The 16,315-nt window shown below is 42.9% G+C and carries 11 protein-coding genes; 8 read left to right on the top strand and 3 right to left on the bottom strand.

All coding sequences use genetic code 11. From position 1 onward, the window contains the following. The first annotated feature begins 16 nt into the window (after window positions 1-16). The 3 genes from NG798_RS16915 (at window position 17) to NG798_RS16905 (ending at window position 4,631) form a co-directional block, all read left to right on the top strand. On the top strand, window positions 17-1,081 hold the full coding sequence (locus tag NG798_RS16915; RefSeq protein WP_261224866.1) for a hypothetical protein: 1,065 nt from the start codon (window positions 17-19) through the stop codon (window positions 1,079-1,081). A 331-nt stretch (window positions 1,082-1,412) separates the two neighbouring features. Then, window positions 1,413-1,997: an HPP family protein gene (locus NG798_RS16910; protein ID WP_261224865.1), complete on the top strand. Its 585-nt coding sequence runs from the start codon at window positions 1,413-1,415 to the stop codon at window positions 1,995-1,997. 645 nt (window positions 1,998-2,642) lie between these two features. Further along, complete coding sequence (locus NG798_RS16905; RefSeq protein WP_261224864.1) at window positions 2,643-4,631, top strand: CAP domain-containing protein; 1,989 nt, start codon at window positions 2,643-2,645, stop codon at window positions 4,629-4,631. Between the two features lie 44 nt (window positions 4,632-4,675). Here the strand turns inward: NG798_RS16905 and NG798_RS16900 are convergent, their stop codons facing one another. Then, window positions 4,676-4,822 carry a hypothetical protein gene (locus NG798_RS16900; RefSeq protein WP_261224863.1) on the bottom strand — a complete coding sequence of 49 codons (147 nt, stop codon included), beginning with the start codon at window positions 4,820-4,822 and terminating at the stop codon, window positions 4,676-4,678. 166 nt (window positions 4,823-4,988) lie between these two features. After that, window positions 4,989-6,644: a transglutaminase family protein gene (locus NG798_RS16895; protein ID WP_261224862.1), complete on the bottom strand. Its 1,656-nt coding sequence runs from the start codon at window positions 6,642-6,644 to the stop codon at window positions 4,989-4,991. 166 nt (window positions 6,645-6,810) lie between these two features. Here NG798_RS16895 and NG798_RS16890 point away from each other — a divergent pair, with 166 nt between their 5' ends. From NG798_RS16890 to NG798_RS16875, 4 genes are all read left to right on the top strand, one after another. After that, the gene (locus NG798_RS16890) at window positions 6,811-6,984 is read left to right on the top strand and encodes a hypothetical protein (RefSeq protein WP_261224861.1); all 174 of its coding nucleotides are present in this window, start codon (window positions 6,811-6,813) and stop codon (window positions 6,982-6,984) included. 133 nt (window positions 6,985-7,117) lie between these two features. Then, entirely contained in the window at window positions 7,118-7,924 is an 807-nt protein-coding gene (locus NG798_RS16885; RefSeq protein ID WP_261224860.1) for a DUF928 domain-containing protein, read from the top strand. Window positions 7,925-8,125: 201 nt separating this feature from the next. Continuing rightward, window positions 8,126-9,985, top strand: a complete 1,860-nt coding sequence (locus tag NG798_RS16880) for a ShlB/FhaC/HecB family hemolysin secretion/activation protein (RefSeq protein WP_261224859.1) — start codon at window positions 8,126-8,128, stop codon at window positions 9,983-9,985. Window positions 9,986-10,148: 163 nt separating this feature from the next. Beyond that, entirely contained in the window at window positions 10,149-10,928 is a 780-nt protein-coding gene (locus NG798_RS16875) for a tryptophan-rich sensory protein (RefSeq protein ID WP_261224858.1), read from the top strand. 193 nt (window positions 10,929-11,121) lie between these two features. Here NG798_RS16875 and NG798_RS16870 read toward each other — a convergent pair whose 3' ends face one another. After that, window positions 11,122-15,555: a CHAT domain-containing protein gene (locus tag NG798_RS16870; protein WP_261224857.1), complete on the bottom strand. Its 4,434-nt coding sequence runs from the start codon at window positions 15,553-15,555 to the stop codon at window positions 11,122-11,124. 92 nt (window positions 15,556-15,647) lie between these two features. Here NG798_RS16870 and NG798_RS16865 point away from each other — a divergent pair. Further along, a partial coding sequence (locus tag NG798_RS16865) for a calcium-binding protein (protein ID WP_317619609.1) occupies window positions 15,648-16,315 on the top strand: 668 nt, incomplete at its 3' end.

The raw sequence follows: 16,315 nt of genomic DNA, 5'->3' as shown, positions 1-16,315 counted from the left end.
GGTTGAAGGTTGTGTTATGAAAACTGGGAATAGAAGTAGGGTAGAAACAGTAAGCGCTGCTCCTGAAACACGGCGGCGTGGCAGTCATTTGAATAGCTTTTTAGCGGGGATAGCTACGACGCTGGCTTTGCTATTGGCGGGGGGTGGTTATTGGTTTTACCGCATGGTGCAATCGGGGAGTGTGAGTAGTCCTTTGGTGGCGGAAACTCAGACAAGAAATAATAGAGAAGTGCTGACGCCAACGGAACCACAAAATGATGTTAAACAAGGAGAATTTGTGATTCCAGCAGCAGGAAATGATGCGCGGTTGGAGTTGCTTTCTGTGAGACGAGTTGCGGGGGTTCCTGATGAGGTGGTTCTGGAAATGCGGGTAACTCGTTTGGCGGATACGTTAACAGGAAATAGTGTGATTAATTTTGGGGAGATTACGGCACGTCATCCGGTGACTTATGACGTTTATTCTCCGGTTTCTGGGCAGATACCACCTTCTGGGAGTGTGTCTTTGTTGAATATACGGCGGGGGGATTCGGTGAATGGTTCTACGGTGTTGAAGGTGCCGCCTTCGGTGGATAAGATTGATATTTTTGTCGAAAATGGTGGGGCGTTTAAGAATGTGCCTGTTGGTGTTGCGGAGGCGGTTAATAATGTGCCGGTGACTCAGACACAAACGACAACAACAGTTAAAACAATTACGCCTATTAAACCCGGAGATTTTGTTCAAAAGGCTTTTGGCAGAAAGGGGGAAGTTGAGTTAATTTCGGTGAAGCGAATTCAAGACCCAGAAACGGGCAATCGTGATGTTGTGAATGTGCAAATGCGTGTTCGCAGGCTGGCTGAAGATGTGGCTGGTGGTGATATTATTCAGGTGGGTAGTTCTACGGCAAGAAATCCTCAAACTACCGAAACTTTTAATGCGGTTGATGTTGTGAAACGTTCGACGGGTTCTGTTTCTTTATCTCAAATTCGTTCAGGTGCTTCTGCGGATGCTTATGTGTGGTTAAGGGTTCCCGAAAGTGTGTCGGTTTTGGATATTTATGTGCCGGAAACTGCGGCGTTTAAAAATGTGCCGGTGGGGAATTAGCTAGTGATTTCTGATTGATAGGGTGCACTAACACTTTGCCGCTATAGGATGGGCAATTAAAGTTTTTTGCGTTTAGAGTCGAGCAGTTTTATCTGCTTGGCTTTGCCGTTTTTTGGCTTGAATAATAAAGTTTACTTATATTTAGCATAAGTTATTTTTGGGGTGATTTTTGTAGCGAACTTTACAGATTTTTAGGATTTGGATCTATCCTAGATTCAGTTCAAGTTTTTTCTACCGCTCGTTTGGTGCCGGTAAATAAAGGCGCTAAAAACTTGCTAAGCGAAAAAATTTCTGTTAATAAAACCTGAATTTATAAGTGTGAGATAAAGCGATGAAAAGCCAGCGCTGCCAAGGTAAAATCGGTGTGTTATATCTGCCAAAATTTGTTTATTTAAAAAGGTTTCGCCGGCGTTCCAAGTTATTAAAAAGTAAGCTTAATCAGGCTAATTTCTTTGCCAGCCGTTATGCTCATATTGCTTTGTCTTTTTGTGGCAGTTTTTTAGGTATTTCGGCGCTGGAAAACATTTCGGGGATTTTTAATTATCCGTTGATTGTGGCACCTTTTGGGGCGACTTCTGTGCTGGCATTTGCGATTCCTGAAAGTCCGCTGGCTCAACCTCGGAATATTATTTGTGGCAATTTTTTAGGGGCTTTGGTTGGGTTAAGTTTTTTTCATTTGTTTGGATCTCAGGGCTGGGTTATGCCAGCGGCGGTGGCAACAGCAATTGCGGTTATGCAAATCACGAAAACTTTGCATCCTGCTGCGGGTGCGGTGGCGTTGGTGGCGGTGATGAGTAAGGCGTCTTGGGATTTTTTGTTGAGGCCGGTGTTGTTGGGGTCGATTATTTTGGTAATTTGTACGGTGCTTTTTAATAATTTTGTGGCGCGAAAATCTTATCCTAAGCAATGGTTATAAGGTTTCAGGCTTTTTGCCGGTGATTAGGGCTTGTTTCCTGTTTGGGTAGGACATTGTTATGGGTCAATTCCCCAATTTACCCAGGTTAGCGCTTGTGTTGCTAGATTGTACATCGGGGGGGACTCGCAAGGGGTGGCCGGTGCTTGATCCAGTCAATTTGATATAGCTGCGCTTTCCCATCGTTGATGCGGTGTTTGTGGCCGGTTGCTTCGCTTTTTGCTAATGTTAGATGGGGCAAATTTAGACCATTTTTTCGGGAATTTTTACTAAAATTACTTGACTTTGTTGAAGTAATTTTAGGGCTTTTTATTTTAAAAATTTAAGTAATTTGTTCTAAATAAACGGTATTATAGAAGACATTGATTCCATCAATTATTACTTAAAAAGTCTAGTTATAAAAGGCTCGTTTTTTAAGAAACTTGGGCAGGGGATAAACACTAAAAACATCACTAATAATTAGGCTAGTTATAGCCTTTTTAAAGTTGGCGGCCAAACCGGCCCCCCTGAAAAAATGCCCTTCGGCTAGTTCGGTTCCCGATCCCGACAGCGCAAACCTTAAACAACCCTAAACTATTTTCCGGCACCTTAAGCTACGCTATAAAGTCGCAAGTAATATAGAAAATGTTACAAGGAGCAAACTTGAACATGGCTAACTTAGAATTAACTACCCAAATTGTCGCTTTAATTAATTTACAGCGCAGTCGCTTCGGCCTGTTACCGCTGGCGATTGATACCCAACTTGGCAATGCAGCGCAACTACAAAGCACAGATATGGCGCTGAATGACTTTTTTGCTCAGAATGGCTCGAACGGTTCCTCACCGGCCAGTAGAATTAAAAATGCGGGCTATGATTTCACAACTTATGCACAAAATATTGCTGCCGGTCAAACCACCCCAGAAGAAGTTGTAAGTTATTGGTTTAGTAATGCCGAAGGCGCTAATTTACTTAAACCTGATGTTGATAATATTGGCGTGGGATTTTATTTACTTCCCAACGACACCGGCACATTTAACCGCAGCTATTATTGGACAGCAGTTGTTGCCAAACGCGCCGTTTCTGACACCGGCAACGTTATTCCTGGCAACCCCACAGATCCAAACTCTCTCACCGGCACCGAAGGCGCTAATAGCATTGTTGGCGGACAATTAAATGATACCCTGGCCGGCAATATTGCCACTGATTATATCCTTGGTTTAGCTGGTGATGATTTAATTGATGGTCAACCAGGAGATGATACTTTAGGAGGAAATCAAGGCAACGATGTCATTTTTGCCGATTTAGGAAATGATATTATTTTAGGCGGCCAAGATAACGATGTTTTGAATGGCGAACGCGGTAATGATTCGATTTATGGTAGCAACGGAGATGATACAGCTTTTGGTGGTTTAGATAGCGATTTTATTGATGGTGGAGATGGCAACGATCGGCTGGAGGGCGATTTAGGTATTGATACAATTTTAGGACAGGGTGGCAATGATTTTCTGGCCGGTGGACAAGATAACGATTATCTTGATGGCGGTGAGGGAAATAATGCTGTATCTGGCGATAGCGGCGATGATATTTTACTTGCTAGAAGTGGCGATGATAATTTGCTAGGAGGTAGCGGTAATGATTATATGGATGCGGGAGAAGGAACCGCCAATTATATACAAGGCGATGATGGAAACGATACGCTTTTAAGCGCTGCTGGAAATGATGTTTTGGTGGGCGGAATTGGTGGTGATTATGCCATTGCCGGCGGCGGGAATGATGCTGTAAATGGTTCTGCCGGCAGCGATACTTTATTTGGAAATCTCGGCATTGATACGATTTTAGGAGAAGGTGAGGATGATTTTTTGTTTGGCGGAAAAGATGGCGATTTAATTAATGGTGGCACCGGCAATGACCTTTTTAATGGCAATCTTGGTAATGATACCCTGTTTGGTGCAGACGGAAATGATCAAGGTTTTGGCGGTCAAGATGCCGATCTTTTGTTTGGTGAATTAGGCGACGATACCCTCAGTGCCGGTCAAGGAAATGATACCATTATTGGCGGTTCAAATAACGATAATTTATATGGAGGAGATGGCAACGATTTAATTTATGGCAATTATAGTGATGATACAATTATTGCCGGTTTAAGTAATGATTCTGTCGCCGGAGTTGTTGGTAGCGATACCCTCTATGGGAACTTGGGAGATGATACCCTTCGCGGCGCTTCTTTAGGAGATGTGTTTTATGGCGGACAAGGCAATGATAGTATTTTTGGAGAGTCTGGAAATGATACAATTTTTGGCGATGTAGGAAATGATTCTATTATTGGTGGTGATGGAAGTGATACGATTGCCCTTCAGGTTGGCGGTGTAGATCGAGTGGAAGATTTCTTGCGGGGCGCTGACTTTTTCTATTTAGGAGATTTAACCTTTGAAAATTTAGTTTTCCAGCAAGGAAATGAAGGGGCTTCTGAAATTTATGTGAAAATTCCCATTGAAGCTACTCTCCCTGGAGGTGGAAAAAATAACCAACCTGCTGAACCTCAGTTTAGAAATGAATTAGTAGCAACAGTGGTGGGGGTACAAGCAGCAAACTTCTCAGAAAGTGACTTTATTAAGACTTTCGCTGATACTATGAGTGGTTCAATGACTCCGGCTTAAGACAAAAATAACCCGGTTTTTATTCAAAAAAACCGGGTTGAAAATTAGGCTTTACGACGTTCTTTTTTCTCTTTCATTTGGCGCCGACGATCTGTCCATTCCGCCGCCGTTAAATAAGCAACTCCGCAGGTGACGATTAGCATTAAACCCAAGGCTAAATAAACCAAAACAGAAAAAGTTGTATTCTCCATAATATTTGGGGATTTTTGATTGTTGTCCGGTGAGAGTTAGGGTAGTGATTGTTTATTTGTGTAGGCTATGCCCACCACTCTCAATTATATTAAAAATCCACTCTATTATCCCACCGGCTTTTTAAACTTTGCCCACCATTATCAGGCCGGTGGGCAAAACATCGCCCTACAGCGGCGGTATTTCTTGTAAAATTTTGAAGCGGACGTGATTGATTGCCAGTTCACCAATTGAGACATTTTCCTTATCCACCGGCCCGCCATTGATTGTTAAACCGGCAAATTTTAAGCCTTTGCCAATTTCAATATGATACCAGGCTAACCCCATAAAAAACCGCAAAGGATAAGGGCCGCCTTCTTGGATATCATCAGGGTTTGATTCCATTGGAACCCAACCAACATCAGGCAGATAAAATTCTATCCACACATGATTATAATCTGGCATCAATGGCACCAAAAATCGATCCGCATAGGGGGGACATTTATACCTGCCAATTGTTCGGCAAGGAATGCCATTTAAACGCATCAATGCCAGTAAAATTCCCACATATTCGCCACAGGAACCCACGCCCCTTTCTAAGGCAATATCCGGGGTATCTATGTGAGGTTTGATGCCATAGGAAAGCTTGTCATAAACATAATTACGAATGCTCAAAACTTTTCGCAACAAATTAGTTTCGGTGCCAATGGCTTCGGCGGCGGCGCGGCGGACAGTTTCCGTATCCATTGCCAAATTATCATTATCCACCAAATACCGCTCAAAATTTGGCGGCAAGGATGACTGTTTTTCGACATCACGGGGAGTGAGGTTATACTTAATGCTGTGGACTTCAATTAAGGCTTTCCATCCAAATAATCGCGCTTCATTTGGTTTGAGAGTATTAAATTTAAAAACAGCGATTTTTTCCCCATCAACAATTTCTTCTGTAAAGGGCATCCCCACCGCTTCAATATGCCGGACTTTTTGCCGCAAAGTGTTAGATGGAAGGGCAATTCGCCATTCTAAATTTTCGAGAAAAATTTCTTCGAGGGGAGAGAGTTCTTCGACGTAGGATACTTCAATTAAATATCCATTGGAAAGCCCAACTTTATTGGCTTTGTCGTAGTGACAATAAAGCGGGTGAATAAACGTGCGGTCGCGGAATGTAAGCTGGTGGGGATCGGGAGAATTTGGATCATCTCGGATATAGGCTTCTTCGCCGGCATAGGCCACATAAAGTAAATTTTCATGGTTTTGGCGGTTAGGATAAAATGCGAGGCCGGTGGGCGAATCAAAAGGCGTTAAAACGCTGTAAATAATTTCGCCGGTGGCCCGATCCATGCAATAAACTGTTTGTTCTGTTTGGTCACTTACCCACAATTCTTCACCCCGGACGGTGATGTTTTCTCTGCCAATTCCGGGGGCATAAAATTTTGTGATTTGGGTGCCGGTTTTGCGGTTAAATATGAAGATATAACCTGCTCTTTGACAGGTGACATAAACGGTAGATTCCCATACTGCTACCCCATCTACACGGTAGGGCAAACTGGCAAAAACTTGCGGTTGCAAATCTGATAATTTGGTGAATAATACTTGCTCGTCGCGGGTGTACCAGAGGGTGTCTTCCCAAAGAGCAATGCCGGTGACATCGGTAAAGTCTGCGGCCTTATAGGGGTTTAAAATCGTTGTGTTTTCGGTGGTAATATCGATTTCTAAAAGATAGCCGCGTACTGAGTCTATAGCAATTAAATTATCTCCCGAAAATGTGATGCCTTGCAGTGCATAGGCACCATAGGGTCTAATGGTGCCAAAAGGGGGGTTTTGTTTGGGGGAAAAATAAGCCATTTTAACCTGATGGGTGAAGGTGAAAAATAAGTCATCGAATAAAAAAGCGTTAGTTGGGCCGGTTGGGTTGAGTTTTATGAACCTTTCCTGCCTATTTTAGTTGAGCCTTGTAAGTGGCTGGTTTGACAACTCTCTAGCCATGATATCGTCTTTGCGAATATGTTGAGTGGCGGTTGTTACGGACATGGTGGGACTCAAGGCTTTAAAATTTTCTAAGTATGGTGCATGGGTAAAATTTGTCAATAAGCAAAAATTATTGCAAATCTCAGGGACAATGGTAGCAGGTTGCAGACAATTTTTTTTGAGTCGGGGTGCGGGTGTGGTCGGTGTGGCGGCTTAAAATTTGGGCTTGACCCTTCAGGAAATCGAGTTAGTATTGAGGTAGTTGATTGCAATGCCTCAGTAAAATGATTGTCTGGAATCCCGCGACTGTTTAAAATTATTACGATTCAGCTAAAGGCTGGTATTTAATTATGGCTAGGACGAAATCTCTTTTGCAATTCATTCCTCTGTCGTTGGCCGTTTCCTTGGGAGTCAGTGTCAGCACAGGTTTTTCTACGGTTGTACTGGCACAACAAGCTTCACAATCTACTTTAATAAGTCAGCAAATACGGGGGAATTGGAATGCTTTTAACCCGCCAAATCGGGGACTGCCGGGGGGCCGGCAAGAAGGCGGCGGTGTGCGAGGCCCTTGCCCGAATGGTTCGGAACAGCTTACGGCCCTCAGCCCCAAAACTGACGCGGGGATAACGTCTTTGGGACAGCCTTCTTTTTATTTGTATGTGCCGGAAGGAATTGCTCTGCCAATGGAGTTTACTATCTCGCAATATCCCGATGCAAATAATCCCCAAACAGAGGAAAAGGAAGTTTATAAAACCACTTTCAATCTGACAGGTAAAAGCGGGATTATCAGTGTTACTTTACCGGAAAAAACGGCGGCGTTGGAAGTAGGAAAAAGTTATTATTGGTCGTTTGCTTTGGTCTGCAAACCAAATGCACGAGAAGCTAGTATTATTCGGGGTGGATGGGTTCAACGTCAAGCGTTAAGCGGTTCTCTGGAACAAGAAATTCAAATGGCTGCTAAAAATACTCCTGAAAAGTTGCCTGGATTATTTGAGCGGGAGGGAATGTGGTACGATGCGGTGGCTGCTCTTGCCCAATTAAGAAGCAAAAACCCCGGAAAAGATAACATTGAAAAAGAGTGGCAAGCACTGCTCAATTCTGTGGAGCTTGGTAATTTGGCGACTGCGGAGTTTATCAATTATAAGGCATCCAATTGATGGGCAGAAGATAGAAAGCAGGCTTCTGATCAAATGGGAGAGAATGTCTTGAGAAGTAGGTAAGCTTTTGGGGTGCGTTATTTAACGCACCCTGCTGTTTGTAAAAAGGGATAATTAGGCTGGTTTTTAATTATCTGAAGGCTTGAATAATTTTAAGATGAGTTGTAAAACAAGTTTAAAAAAAAGGGGTAAAAAAATTAGATGCACTGGCGTTCAAAGGTTGGTTTGGTTGGGTGTGTGGTGTCTGTAAATAGTGGAGTTTTGCTCACCGGCCTGAGTGTAAAGGCAGCTGTGCTGAATGCTGAGTTTGAGGAATCAAAACTGCTAATAAAGACCCCAAAAATTGAGGCTTTTGAGGAAAATGATAATCACATATTTGAGAAAGTTTTAAATAATGAAAATCGCCAATTTGCTCAACAAACGCCACCGGCACCACCGATAAATCCAGGGCCAGATCCCAACCGTGACCGCTTCCCGCAACCGCTTCCTGAACCTTCTCAACCGTCTGAACCTCAACCGCCGCTGCAAACGCCGCCGCCGCTGCAAACGCCGCCTTCGGGGGATGTGCAACGGGTGCAAATTAACAAAATTGAAGTGACCGGCAGTAGTCTTTTTGGGCCGGAAGAATTGAATGCTATTACGGGGCCGGTGGAAGGTACGGCGGTTACGCTTGATGAATTGAGAAAAGTTGCTGACGCCATCACTCAGCTTTATTTGCAACGAGGTTATATTACGTCTCGTGCTGTTTTGGACGCGCAAACTATCAGAAATGGGGTGGTAAATATTCGGGTTATCGAAGGCAGTTTAGCCCGAATTGATGTGGAGGGAACCCAACGTTTAAATCCTGAGTATATCCGTTCGCGTTTGATGTTGGGGGCGGCGAGTCCTCTGTCAACGGCGGCTTTAGAAAATCAATTGCGGTTATTACGAATTGACCCACTTTTTGAAAATGTAGAAGCGAGTTTGCGGGCCGGTGAAAATGTGGGGGAAAGTATTTTAACGGTGCGGGTGACTGAGGCTGATTCACTAATTACTAATTTTAGTATTGATAATTATTCGCCGCCTTCTGTGGGTTCTGAACGAGTTGGGGCGAGTTTGCTTTATCGCAATGTTACGGGAATTGGTGATGAATTTGCTGCGTCTTATTATCGGGCTTTGGGTGAGTCGAATGTTTATGATTTGAGTTATCGGGTGCCGGTTAATGCGATGAATGGCACTCTACAATTTCGCTTTGCACCGAATAATAATGCGGTAATTCAAGAGGAGTTTCGGGAGTTTGATATTCAAGGCAATTCCGAACTTTATGAAATAAGTTATCGCCAACCTTTGGTGCGTTCACCGATAGAAGAATTTGCTTTATCTGTGGGTTTTAGCCATCAAAAAAGTCAGACATTTTTGGCCGGTGTTGGTTTTCCTTTTGGCAGTGGGCCCGATGAGGAGGGAATTACGCGCACAAGTATTTTTAAGTTTGGTCAAGATTATATTCGCCGGGATATTTCGGGGGCTTGGGCGTTGCGTTCTCAGTTTAATTTGGGGACGGGTTTGTTGAATGGGACTGTGAATGATGAGCCGGTTCCTGATAGCCGGTTTATCAGTTGGACGGGGCAGGTGCAAAGGGTGCAGCGTTTAAATGAAAATAATTTGTTGATTTTGCAAGGGGATATTCAGCTTACTCCTGATAGTTTGTTGCCGTCTCAACAGTTTGTAATTGGGGGGGGTTTGTCGGTGCGTGGCTATCGGCAAAATGCTCGCTCTGGGGATGTTGGGTTTCGTTTTTCTGCGGAAAATCGGATTACGATCCAACGAGATGAAACCAGCGGTTTGCCGGTTTTACAAATTGCTCCTTTTGTTGATTTAGGTGCGGTGAGAAATGTGGGAGGAAACCCGAATACTTTGCCTTCGCAAAAGTTTATTGCGGGGGCTGGTGTGGGGGTTTTGTGGGAGGTATTGCCTGGTATGTTTGTGCGCCTTGATTATGCTTTACCTTTGGTAGATTTAGATGATCGTGGAAATAATGCTCAGGATAATGGGTTTTATTTTAGTGTGAATTACTCTCCCTAAAGACGGAAGTTGAAGTTAAGCAAAGAAACGGGTTTTATATGACAAACTGTAGATTTTAAAGGAAATATTTACAGTGAAACCGGGTTTCTCACCTAAGAGGGAAGTTGAAATGGGGCCGGTGGTGTGAAGATGAAGTTGAGGTTCGTCAAGATAATAAATGTATATGAATACACTTTCTGGACGTTTTAATTCGGAAATTCTGCGCCGGTGGGTTAATTTTTTGGCGATTCTCGCTGCTTTTGGAATGAATATTTATTCCAATCTTGCGCCTCCAAATGGGGTAAATATTGGGCAAATTGCGAATACGACTTTTAGAAATGTTTTGTTTTTGCCGGCAAATTATGCGTTTGCTATTTGGGGGCTGATTTATTCCGGGTTGATTTGTTTTGGGGTTTATCATTTGTTGCCGGCGCAACAGCAAAATTATCGCTTGTCTCGCGGCGGTTATTTGATTACGCTGGCAAGTGTTGCTCAAATTGCTTGGGTGTTTTTGTTTCAATATAGTTTTTTTGCGGCTTCTGTGGTTGCAATGGTGGTGATTTTGGGAGCTTTGATTGCCCTTTATCAGCAGCTTAAAATTGGCAAAGAGAGGGTGGGAAATAAAGAAAATTGGCTGGTTTATATTCCTATTAGTATTTATTTGGGTTGGATTAGTGTAGCTACGATTTTAAATGTGGCTTCGGCGCTTTATGCGGCGGGGTGGAATGGGGGGGGAATTGCCCCGGAAATTTGGACGATTATTATGTTGCTGGTGGGCGCTTTTTTGGCTGGATTTGTGACTTTTAAGCGAAATGATATTGCGTTTAATTTGGTGTTTGTTTGGGCGTTTGTGGCGATTGCAGTGCGTCATGCTGCGGTTGTGCCGGTGGCGCTGACGGCGGTGGGTTTGGCGGTGGGTTTGGGGTTGTTGGCTTTGTGGCGTAGTTTTGGAAAACAGCGATAAGTAAGTCAACTTAATTAAACTCTATATGTAATGTAGGTTGGGTAGAGGAACGAAACCCAACACTCTCGACGCTTTGATGGGTATCGCTTACGCTCTACCCATCCTACAAATAATTAAGTGCTTCTACTTAAATGAGGGCGGTATCTGTCTACATAGCAAATTTAAGCCCTAATTCCTAATTACCAATCTCGCATCACCAAGGACTACCAATGAGGGTAAAACCTGACCAATAAAAAGGATGACTAAAATTGATGTTTTCTAATTGGGCTAATTCGGGGGGCAATGTAACAGAATTAGGCAAATCTGGAATAAATAACCGGCCTTTTTCAATGCGAACATCACCGCGAATTAAACTTAATTGTGCCTGACGTAATGCCTCAGCTTTGATAGGATTTTGATTAAGTTGGCGATAAAATTCAAGCATGAGTGCTAAGGTGCCGGCATCGGAAACATACCATAAACTCGCCAATGCACTATTAACGCCACTTTGCACAGCTAAACCGGCAAAACCCAATTCGGCTTTTTCGTCTCCCAAGGCGGTACGACAAGCGCTTAATACTAATAAATTCACCTGCGGACTATTTAACTGCAATTGTCGTAAACGATCTAAACTAAGTTGGGTATCCCAGAGTTGAATATAGGAGTTTTTTGGCTCTCCGGGTTCAAATTCTCCATGTGTGGCTAAGTGAATAATGCCATAATTGCCGGTTTCATGTTGGCTGCTTAAATTTTCTAAAGTAAAGTTTTCATTAATAAATTCTTTGCCGGTTCGCAGTTGATTTGCAATAGCAGATACCTCCACCGGCACTGCTGGCAACTGCGGTAAGGTTTGAAAATTTGATGCACCCATTGCCAAAACAGGGCTAGATTTGATATCAGTAATACGGGTATTGGTTAAGTTTAAACTTGGCACTAAACTAAGGCGATATTTCTCTATTAAAAATTGCTGATTATCGTGGAGTGCGGCAACCGGCACAGAACGCAGTCTGCCATCCATTGATAGTAATAATGTGTCAATTTGTTGGCTTTGTAAAGATGGTTCGATGGGTGCAATTAACAAGTTATAAAGTTGTTGACTGCTGGGTAAATAATTCTGGGTTCTTAGTTGTAGTTGGTTAGAAATTGCAGCCCTAAATTTATCAGCAGCTTGAAAAAGTGTTTCTTCATTGGCTTCTGGCACACTTTGATGGTACACTTGACCGTTAAATGTTACGGCAACTAATTCTAATTGTTTGTTTCCCACAAATGAATAAATAATTGCCGGTTTGGTGCCGGTTTGTGCAGCCAATTCTCTCAGTTTATCTCGAACGCTGTTGATGGTTTCTATGCTAAAACTTTGTTCAAATAAGCGATTAAAGTGTTGTTCAAATTCTTGGCGACGTAATTTTTCCAGCAATACAACTGCGTCTTCTGGTTGATTTTGTTCAAGTAAGTTTTCAATTTCCAAGCGCAGAATACTTCTACCCAAAATAGCATTTTCTTCAAAATTCCTTAACCCTCTTGCTTGCAAGTTTTCTAGGGTTGATAAATCCAAGTTTCGATACAGGGGAATGGGTTTACCTTCAAAGTCTATTTGAAATTGATTTTGGGTAATATTTGCCTGGTTATTTGGGGGATTTTCTATGGGTTGGGGTGATGGATTTGGTGTGGGTTCTGGTTCTGGTTGTGGGGGAGTGGCGGTAATAATTGCGATATTGCCTTGGTTGTAAGTTTCGTTAAAAATTTGCACCGGCAAGATGCTATTTTGGGCACTGGTTGTTATCGCACCTTGAGTGCCATTTTGGGCGTTTAATCCGATGAAAAAAGGCGCGGTGGGAGTGCAATTAATTTCGCCACATCCGCCGTTATGACGGATTGTAATTGATCCTTGGGTGGTAGTGCCCGCCGCAGAAATACTGGCAGAAATGTTATTTTGATCTTGAAATGTTCCACCGGCACGAAATAAGCCAGCAGTACCAATTATAACGTTTCCTCCAATTGCGCCTTGAGCATTAATTGTATTAACCAAAATGTTAGAATTTGAACTAAGAGTAATATTTCCTCCTCTGGAAGTGACATTTTCTAAAATTGGGTTAATCGCGCTAACATCCAGGTTTCCTAATGTTGCCGGTTCTATCGAAAAAACTCTGATTTCTCCGCCATTTATGCCGGTGGCAAAAAGGTTGCCGGTGTTGACTGCGCCGCTATTACTTTGCAAGAAAATACCAGCGGCGTTGTTGTTTTGAGAATTGGCGTTTATATTGCCGGTTGTTATATTTCCGGGTGCGGTTATGATAATATTTCCGCTGTTGCCGGTGGCAGAAGATGTGTTAAGAATGCCTCCGGTTGTATCAATTTCATTGGTGGCAGTTAGGTTGATATTTCCCCCTTCGGCAGTTAAGGTGTTTGTGAAGATATTAAAGCCGCTATTGATAGTAATTGAATTTCCGGTTATGGAGTCTTTTCTTGTATCAATATCTCCCGCTGCTGTTGTTAAATTAATATTGCCGGATCTGCTAATAATCGAACCGACAGAAAGGTTTATTTCTGCGGCAATTGTAATATTGTTTCCGCTGAGAGTGCCGGCAGTTGTGTTAATTGAACCGTTGTTACTGGTTAAAACAATATCTCCCTCGTTGCTAGATATTCCGGCGGTGTTTAAATCGTTTTCTGATGTCAGAGAAATGGTGCCGGTTTGGGTGGTGAGGGTGCCGGTGGTGGTGTCGATGCTGTTGGCAGAAATGGTAATATTGCCGCTGTTGGTTAACAAATTGCCGGTGGTTAAGTTTTGGGCGCTGTTAATAGTAATATCGCCGCCACCGTTAACAGATGTGGTGTCTAAATTGCCGGCTTTTGTATCAATTGAACCGCTACTGGTGAGGGTTAAATTTGCGCCGTTTGTGAAAATATCGGCTAAGGTAATATTGTTTTGGGCGCTAACTAAAACATCGCCGCCACCACTGTTTAAACTAGCGGCAATTTCCAAGGTACTATTAGCACTATTGAGGTTAATTTCTCCGCCTTTGCTATCAATTGAAGCGGCGGTAATGGGCCCTTTTGCGGAAAAAATAACCGGCCCACCAGGGTTTTCTGGAGTATCTGGATTATTGATGATAATATTGTTAACAGTAATGCCGGTTGTAATTGGTTGTTCTGTTAAAGTAAAGTTTGGTTGAGGGGAAATTTCTGCATTATTAGGAGTGAAGTTTTCGACATCAGAACGTAATATTAATGCTGGCCGGCTGGTTAAAATTTCAATGTCTGGATCTGTGGAAGAACCGGCAAGAGTTAGATCGGGTGCAGTGATGGTAATATCGCCGCCAGTAATGCTTCCTTTGGCTTCAATTTTAAGAGATACTCCCGTATAATCTCCAAAAATAACATCGCCATTAGCGCGAATAATAGGGTCATATAAACTTACAAATTGGCCGCTATTTCCTGATAGATTTAATATTGAAAAATTGCCTCCTGCGGCAAAATGTGAATCCCCGGAAATTGCCCCGTCACTCACTAATGTGAGATTTCCGCCGCTTTGAAACGGTATCCCCGGATGATTAAGTGCTAATATATCTATACTTTCGTTACCCTGAATCAATAAGTCGCCTCCCGCCTGGATGCTGAGGGGAGAAGTGGCGCTGTCTCTAATTCGCACAGTATTAGCGGCTTTGAGGCTGAGGTTGCCGGTGGTGTGGAATTGTAAGGTGGCAGGCAAGATGCCTGTCGCACTTAATGTGAGATTTGAGGTTGATAATAAGTGGGCATTTTGTGCCGACAAATTTTGTGCGAAGATATCACCAGGCTGAATAAAAACATCAGAATTTGTTAATTGAATGCTACCATCGGGATTGATTTTGAATTGATTTGCTTGCAAAATATTACCGCCGGTGAGCAACTGTGGTAGCGATTGGGGATTGGGGATTGGGGATTGGGGATTGGGTATAGAAGAAGGATTTAATTCTAAGCTTAAAAGATGTCCTGGTTGCGAAATTTTAAGAGTATTTTGACCGGCAACTGTAGCGATGATAAGATTACCTTGGGGTGCATTGAGGGTGCCGGTGCTTAATACGGTTCCCGCCAATAAATTTAAATTATTTTGGGTGGCAATTGTTAAGTTTCCTAAATTGACAATTGGGGCCGGTTGTGATAAAGCAAAATAAAAGCTATTTGGTGTACCAATCAGTGCGCTGTAATTGTTTGTGTCGCTGCTATCAAACCAACCATTATTAAACCCGATAGCGGTAGCAGTTGTGGCGGTAAAATCTGCCGGCACATTCAAAGCAGCGCCTTTGCCAAAGACAATACCGGCAGGATTCATTAGGAACAAATTACTATTTCCGCCAGTCAGTTGAATGATTCCATTAATATAGGAGACGTCCCCGCCATTGATGCGCGTTAAAATATTTTGGATTGAAGGATTGGAAACAAAATTTGCTACCTTTCCGTAATCCACATTAAACCGCGTGAAGCTGTGAAAAAGATTAACGCCATCCGCCGATAACTGTCCGCCAGTAATGTTAAATTGGTTGACAGAAGAATTGATGGATGTGCCGGTGCCATCGGGTGCCGGTATTAGGGGTTGTGATTGCGCGATATCGGCAAAAAATAACCCCAAAAATGGTAAAAATGCCCACTTTGTAGCGACATTCATTTTTATTTCTCCCCTGTATTGTATGCCGATCCTCTGCCCACCGGCATGATTTGGTGGGTTATACTCACCCTACCCAAAAATAACACAAAATTATGGCAATAATCACCGGCACCCAAAATTTTGACTCTCTCCTCGGTACCGCAGAAAGAGACGTTTTTTATTGCAAAGAAGGTGACGATACTCTCACCGGCGATAGTGGAGACGATATCATTTATGGCGACGGCGGATCAGACTTAATTTTTGGTGGATTAGACAGCGATATTTTGCTAGGAAATACTGGCGATGACAGCCTCGAAGGCGGCAAAGGAAATGATGTTTTATATGGAGATTTAGGCAATGATTACTTGCGAGGAGGTTTAGAAAATGACCGGCTTTTTGGCGGTAGCGGAAAAGACACATTAACTACAGATAGCGGTGCCGATATTCTCAGCGGTGGCGCAGACGAAGACACCTTTATTTTTGGCAAAAATAGCGGTGGTTTTACCCTTGCAGAAGCCGCGATTATTACCGATTTTAATTTTGGTGTTGATCTGCTTTCTTTAAGTGATGGTTTAACTTTTGAAGACATAAAAATTTATCAAGGAAGCGAAAAAAATAGCGCTGACACCATCATTTCTTTAGTGCGAGAAGACGACAGTGAGCAATTTTTAGTTATCTTAAAAAACGTAGATAGTCGTCTATTAGTTTCCCCCTCTTCTTCCCCAATTTTTACTGCCACACCAACACCCACACCAACACCCACACCAACACCAGATCCCAT

Source organism: Ancylothrix sp. D3o (assembly GCF_025370775.1).
GTDB lineage: Bacteria > Cyanobacteriota > Cyanobacteriia > Cyanobacteriales > Oscillatoriaceae > Ancylothrix.
The sequence above is the reverse complement of the archived record's forward strand: the minus strand, read 5'-3'. Positions and strand labels throughout refer to the sequence as shown.

Excerpts from the sequence above, each read along its gene's own strand:
- NG798_RS16895 (WP_261224862.1), bottom strand. The coding sequence starts at position 6,644 with ATGGCTTATTTTTCCCCCAAACAAAACCCCCCTTTTGGCACCATTAGA.
- NG798_RS16870 (WP_261224857.1), bottom strand. The coding sequence starts at position 15,555 with ATGAATGTCGCTACAAAGTGGGCATTTTTACCATTTTTGGGGTTATTT.
- NG798_RS16915 (WP_261224866.1), top strand. The coding sequence starts at position 17 with ATGAAAACTGGGAATAGAAGTAGGGTAGAAACAGTAAGCGCTGCTCCT.
- NG798_RS16905 (WP_261224864.1), top strand. The coding sequence starts at position 2,643 with ATGGCTAACTTAGAATTAACTACCCAAATTGTCGCTTTAATTAATTTA.
- NG798_RS16885 (WP_261224860.1), top strand. The coding sequence starts at position 7,118 with ATGGCTAGGACGAAATCTCTTTTGCAATTCATTCCTCTGTCGTTGGCC.
- NG798_RS16880 (WP_261224859.1), top strand. The coding sequence starts at position 8,126 with ATGCACTGGCGTTCAAAGGTTGGTTTGGTTGGGTGTGTGGTGTCTGTA.
- NG798_RS16875 (WP_261224858.1), top strand. The coding sequence starts at position 10,149 with ATGAATACACTTTCTGGACGTTTTAATTCGGAAATTCTGCGCCGGTGG.
- NG798_RS16900 (WP_261224863.1), bottom strand. The coding sequence starts at position 4,822 with ATGGAGAATACAACTTTTTCTGTTTTGGTTTATTTAGCCTTGGGTTTA.
- NG798_RS16910 (WP_261224865.1), top strand. The coding sequence starts at position 1,413 with ATGAAAAGCCAGCGCTGCCAAGGTAAAATCGGTGTGTTATATCTGCCA.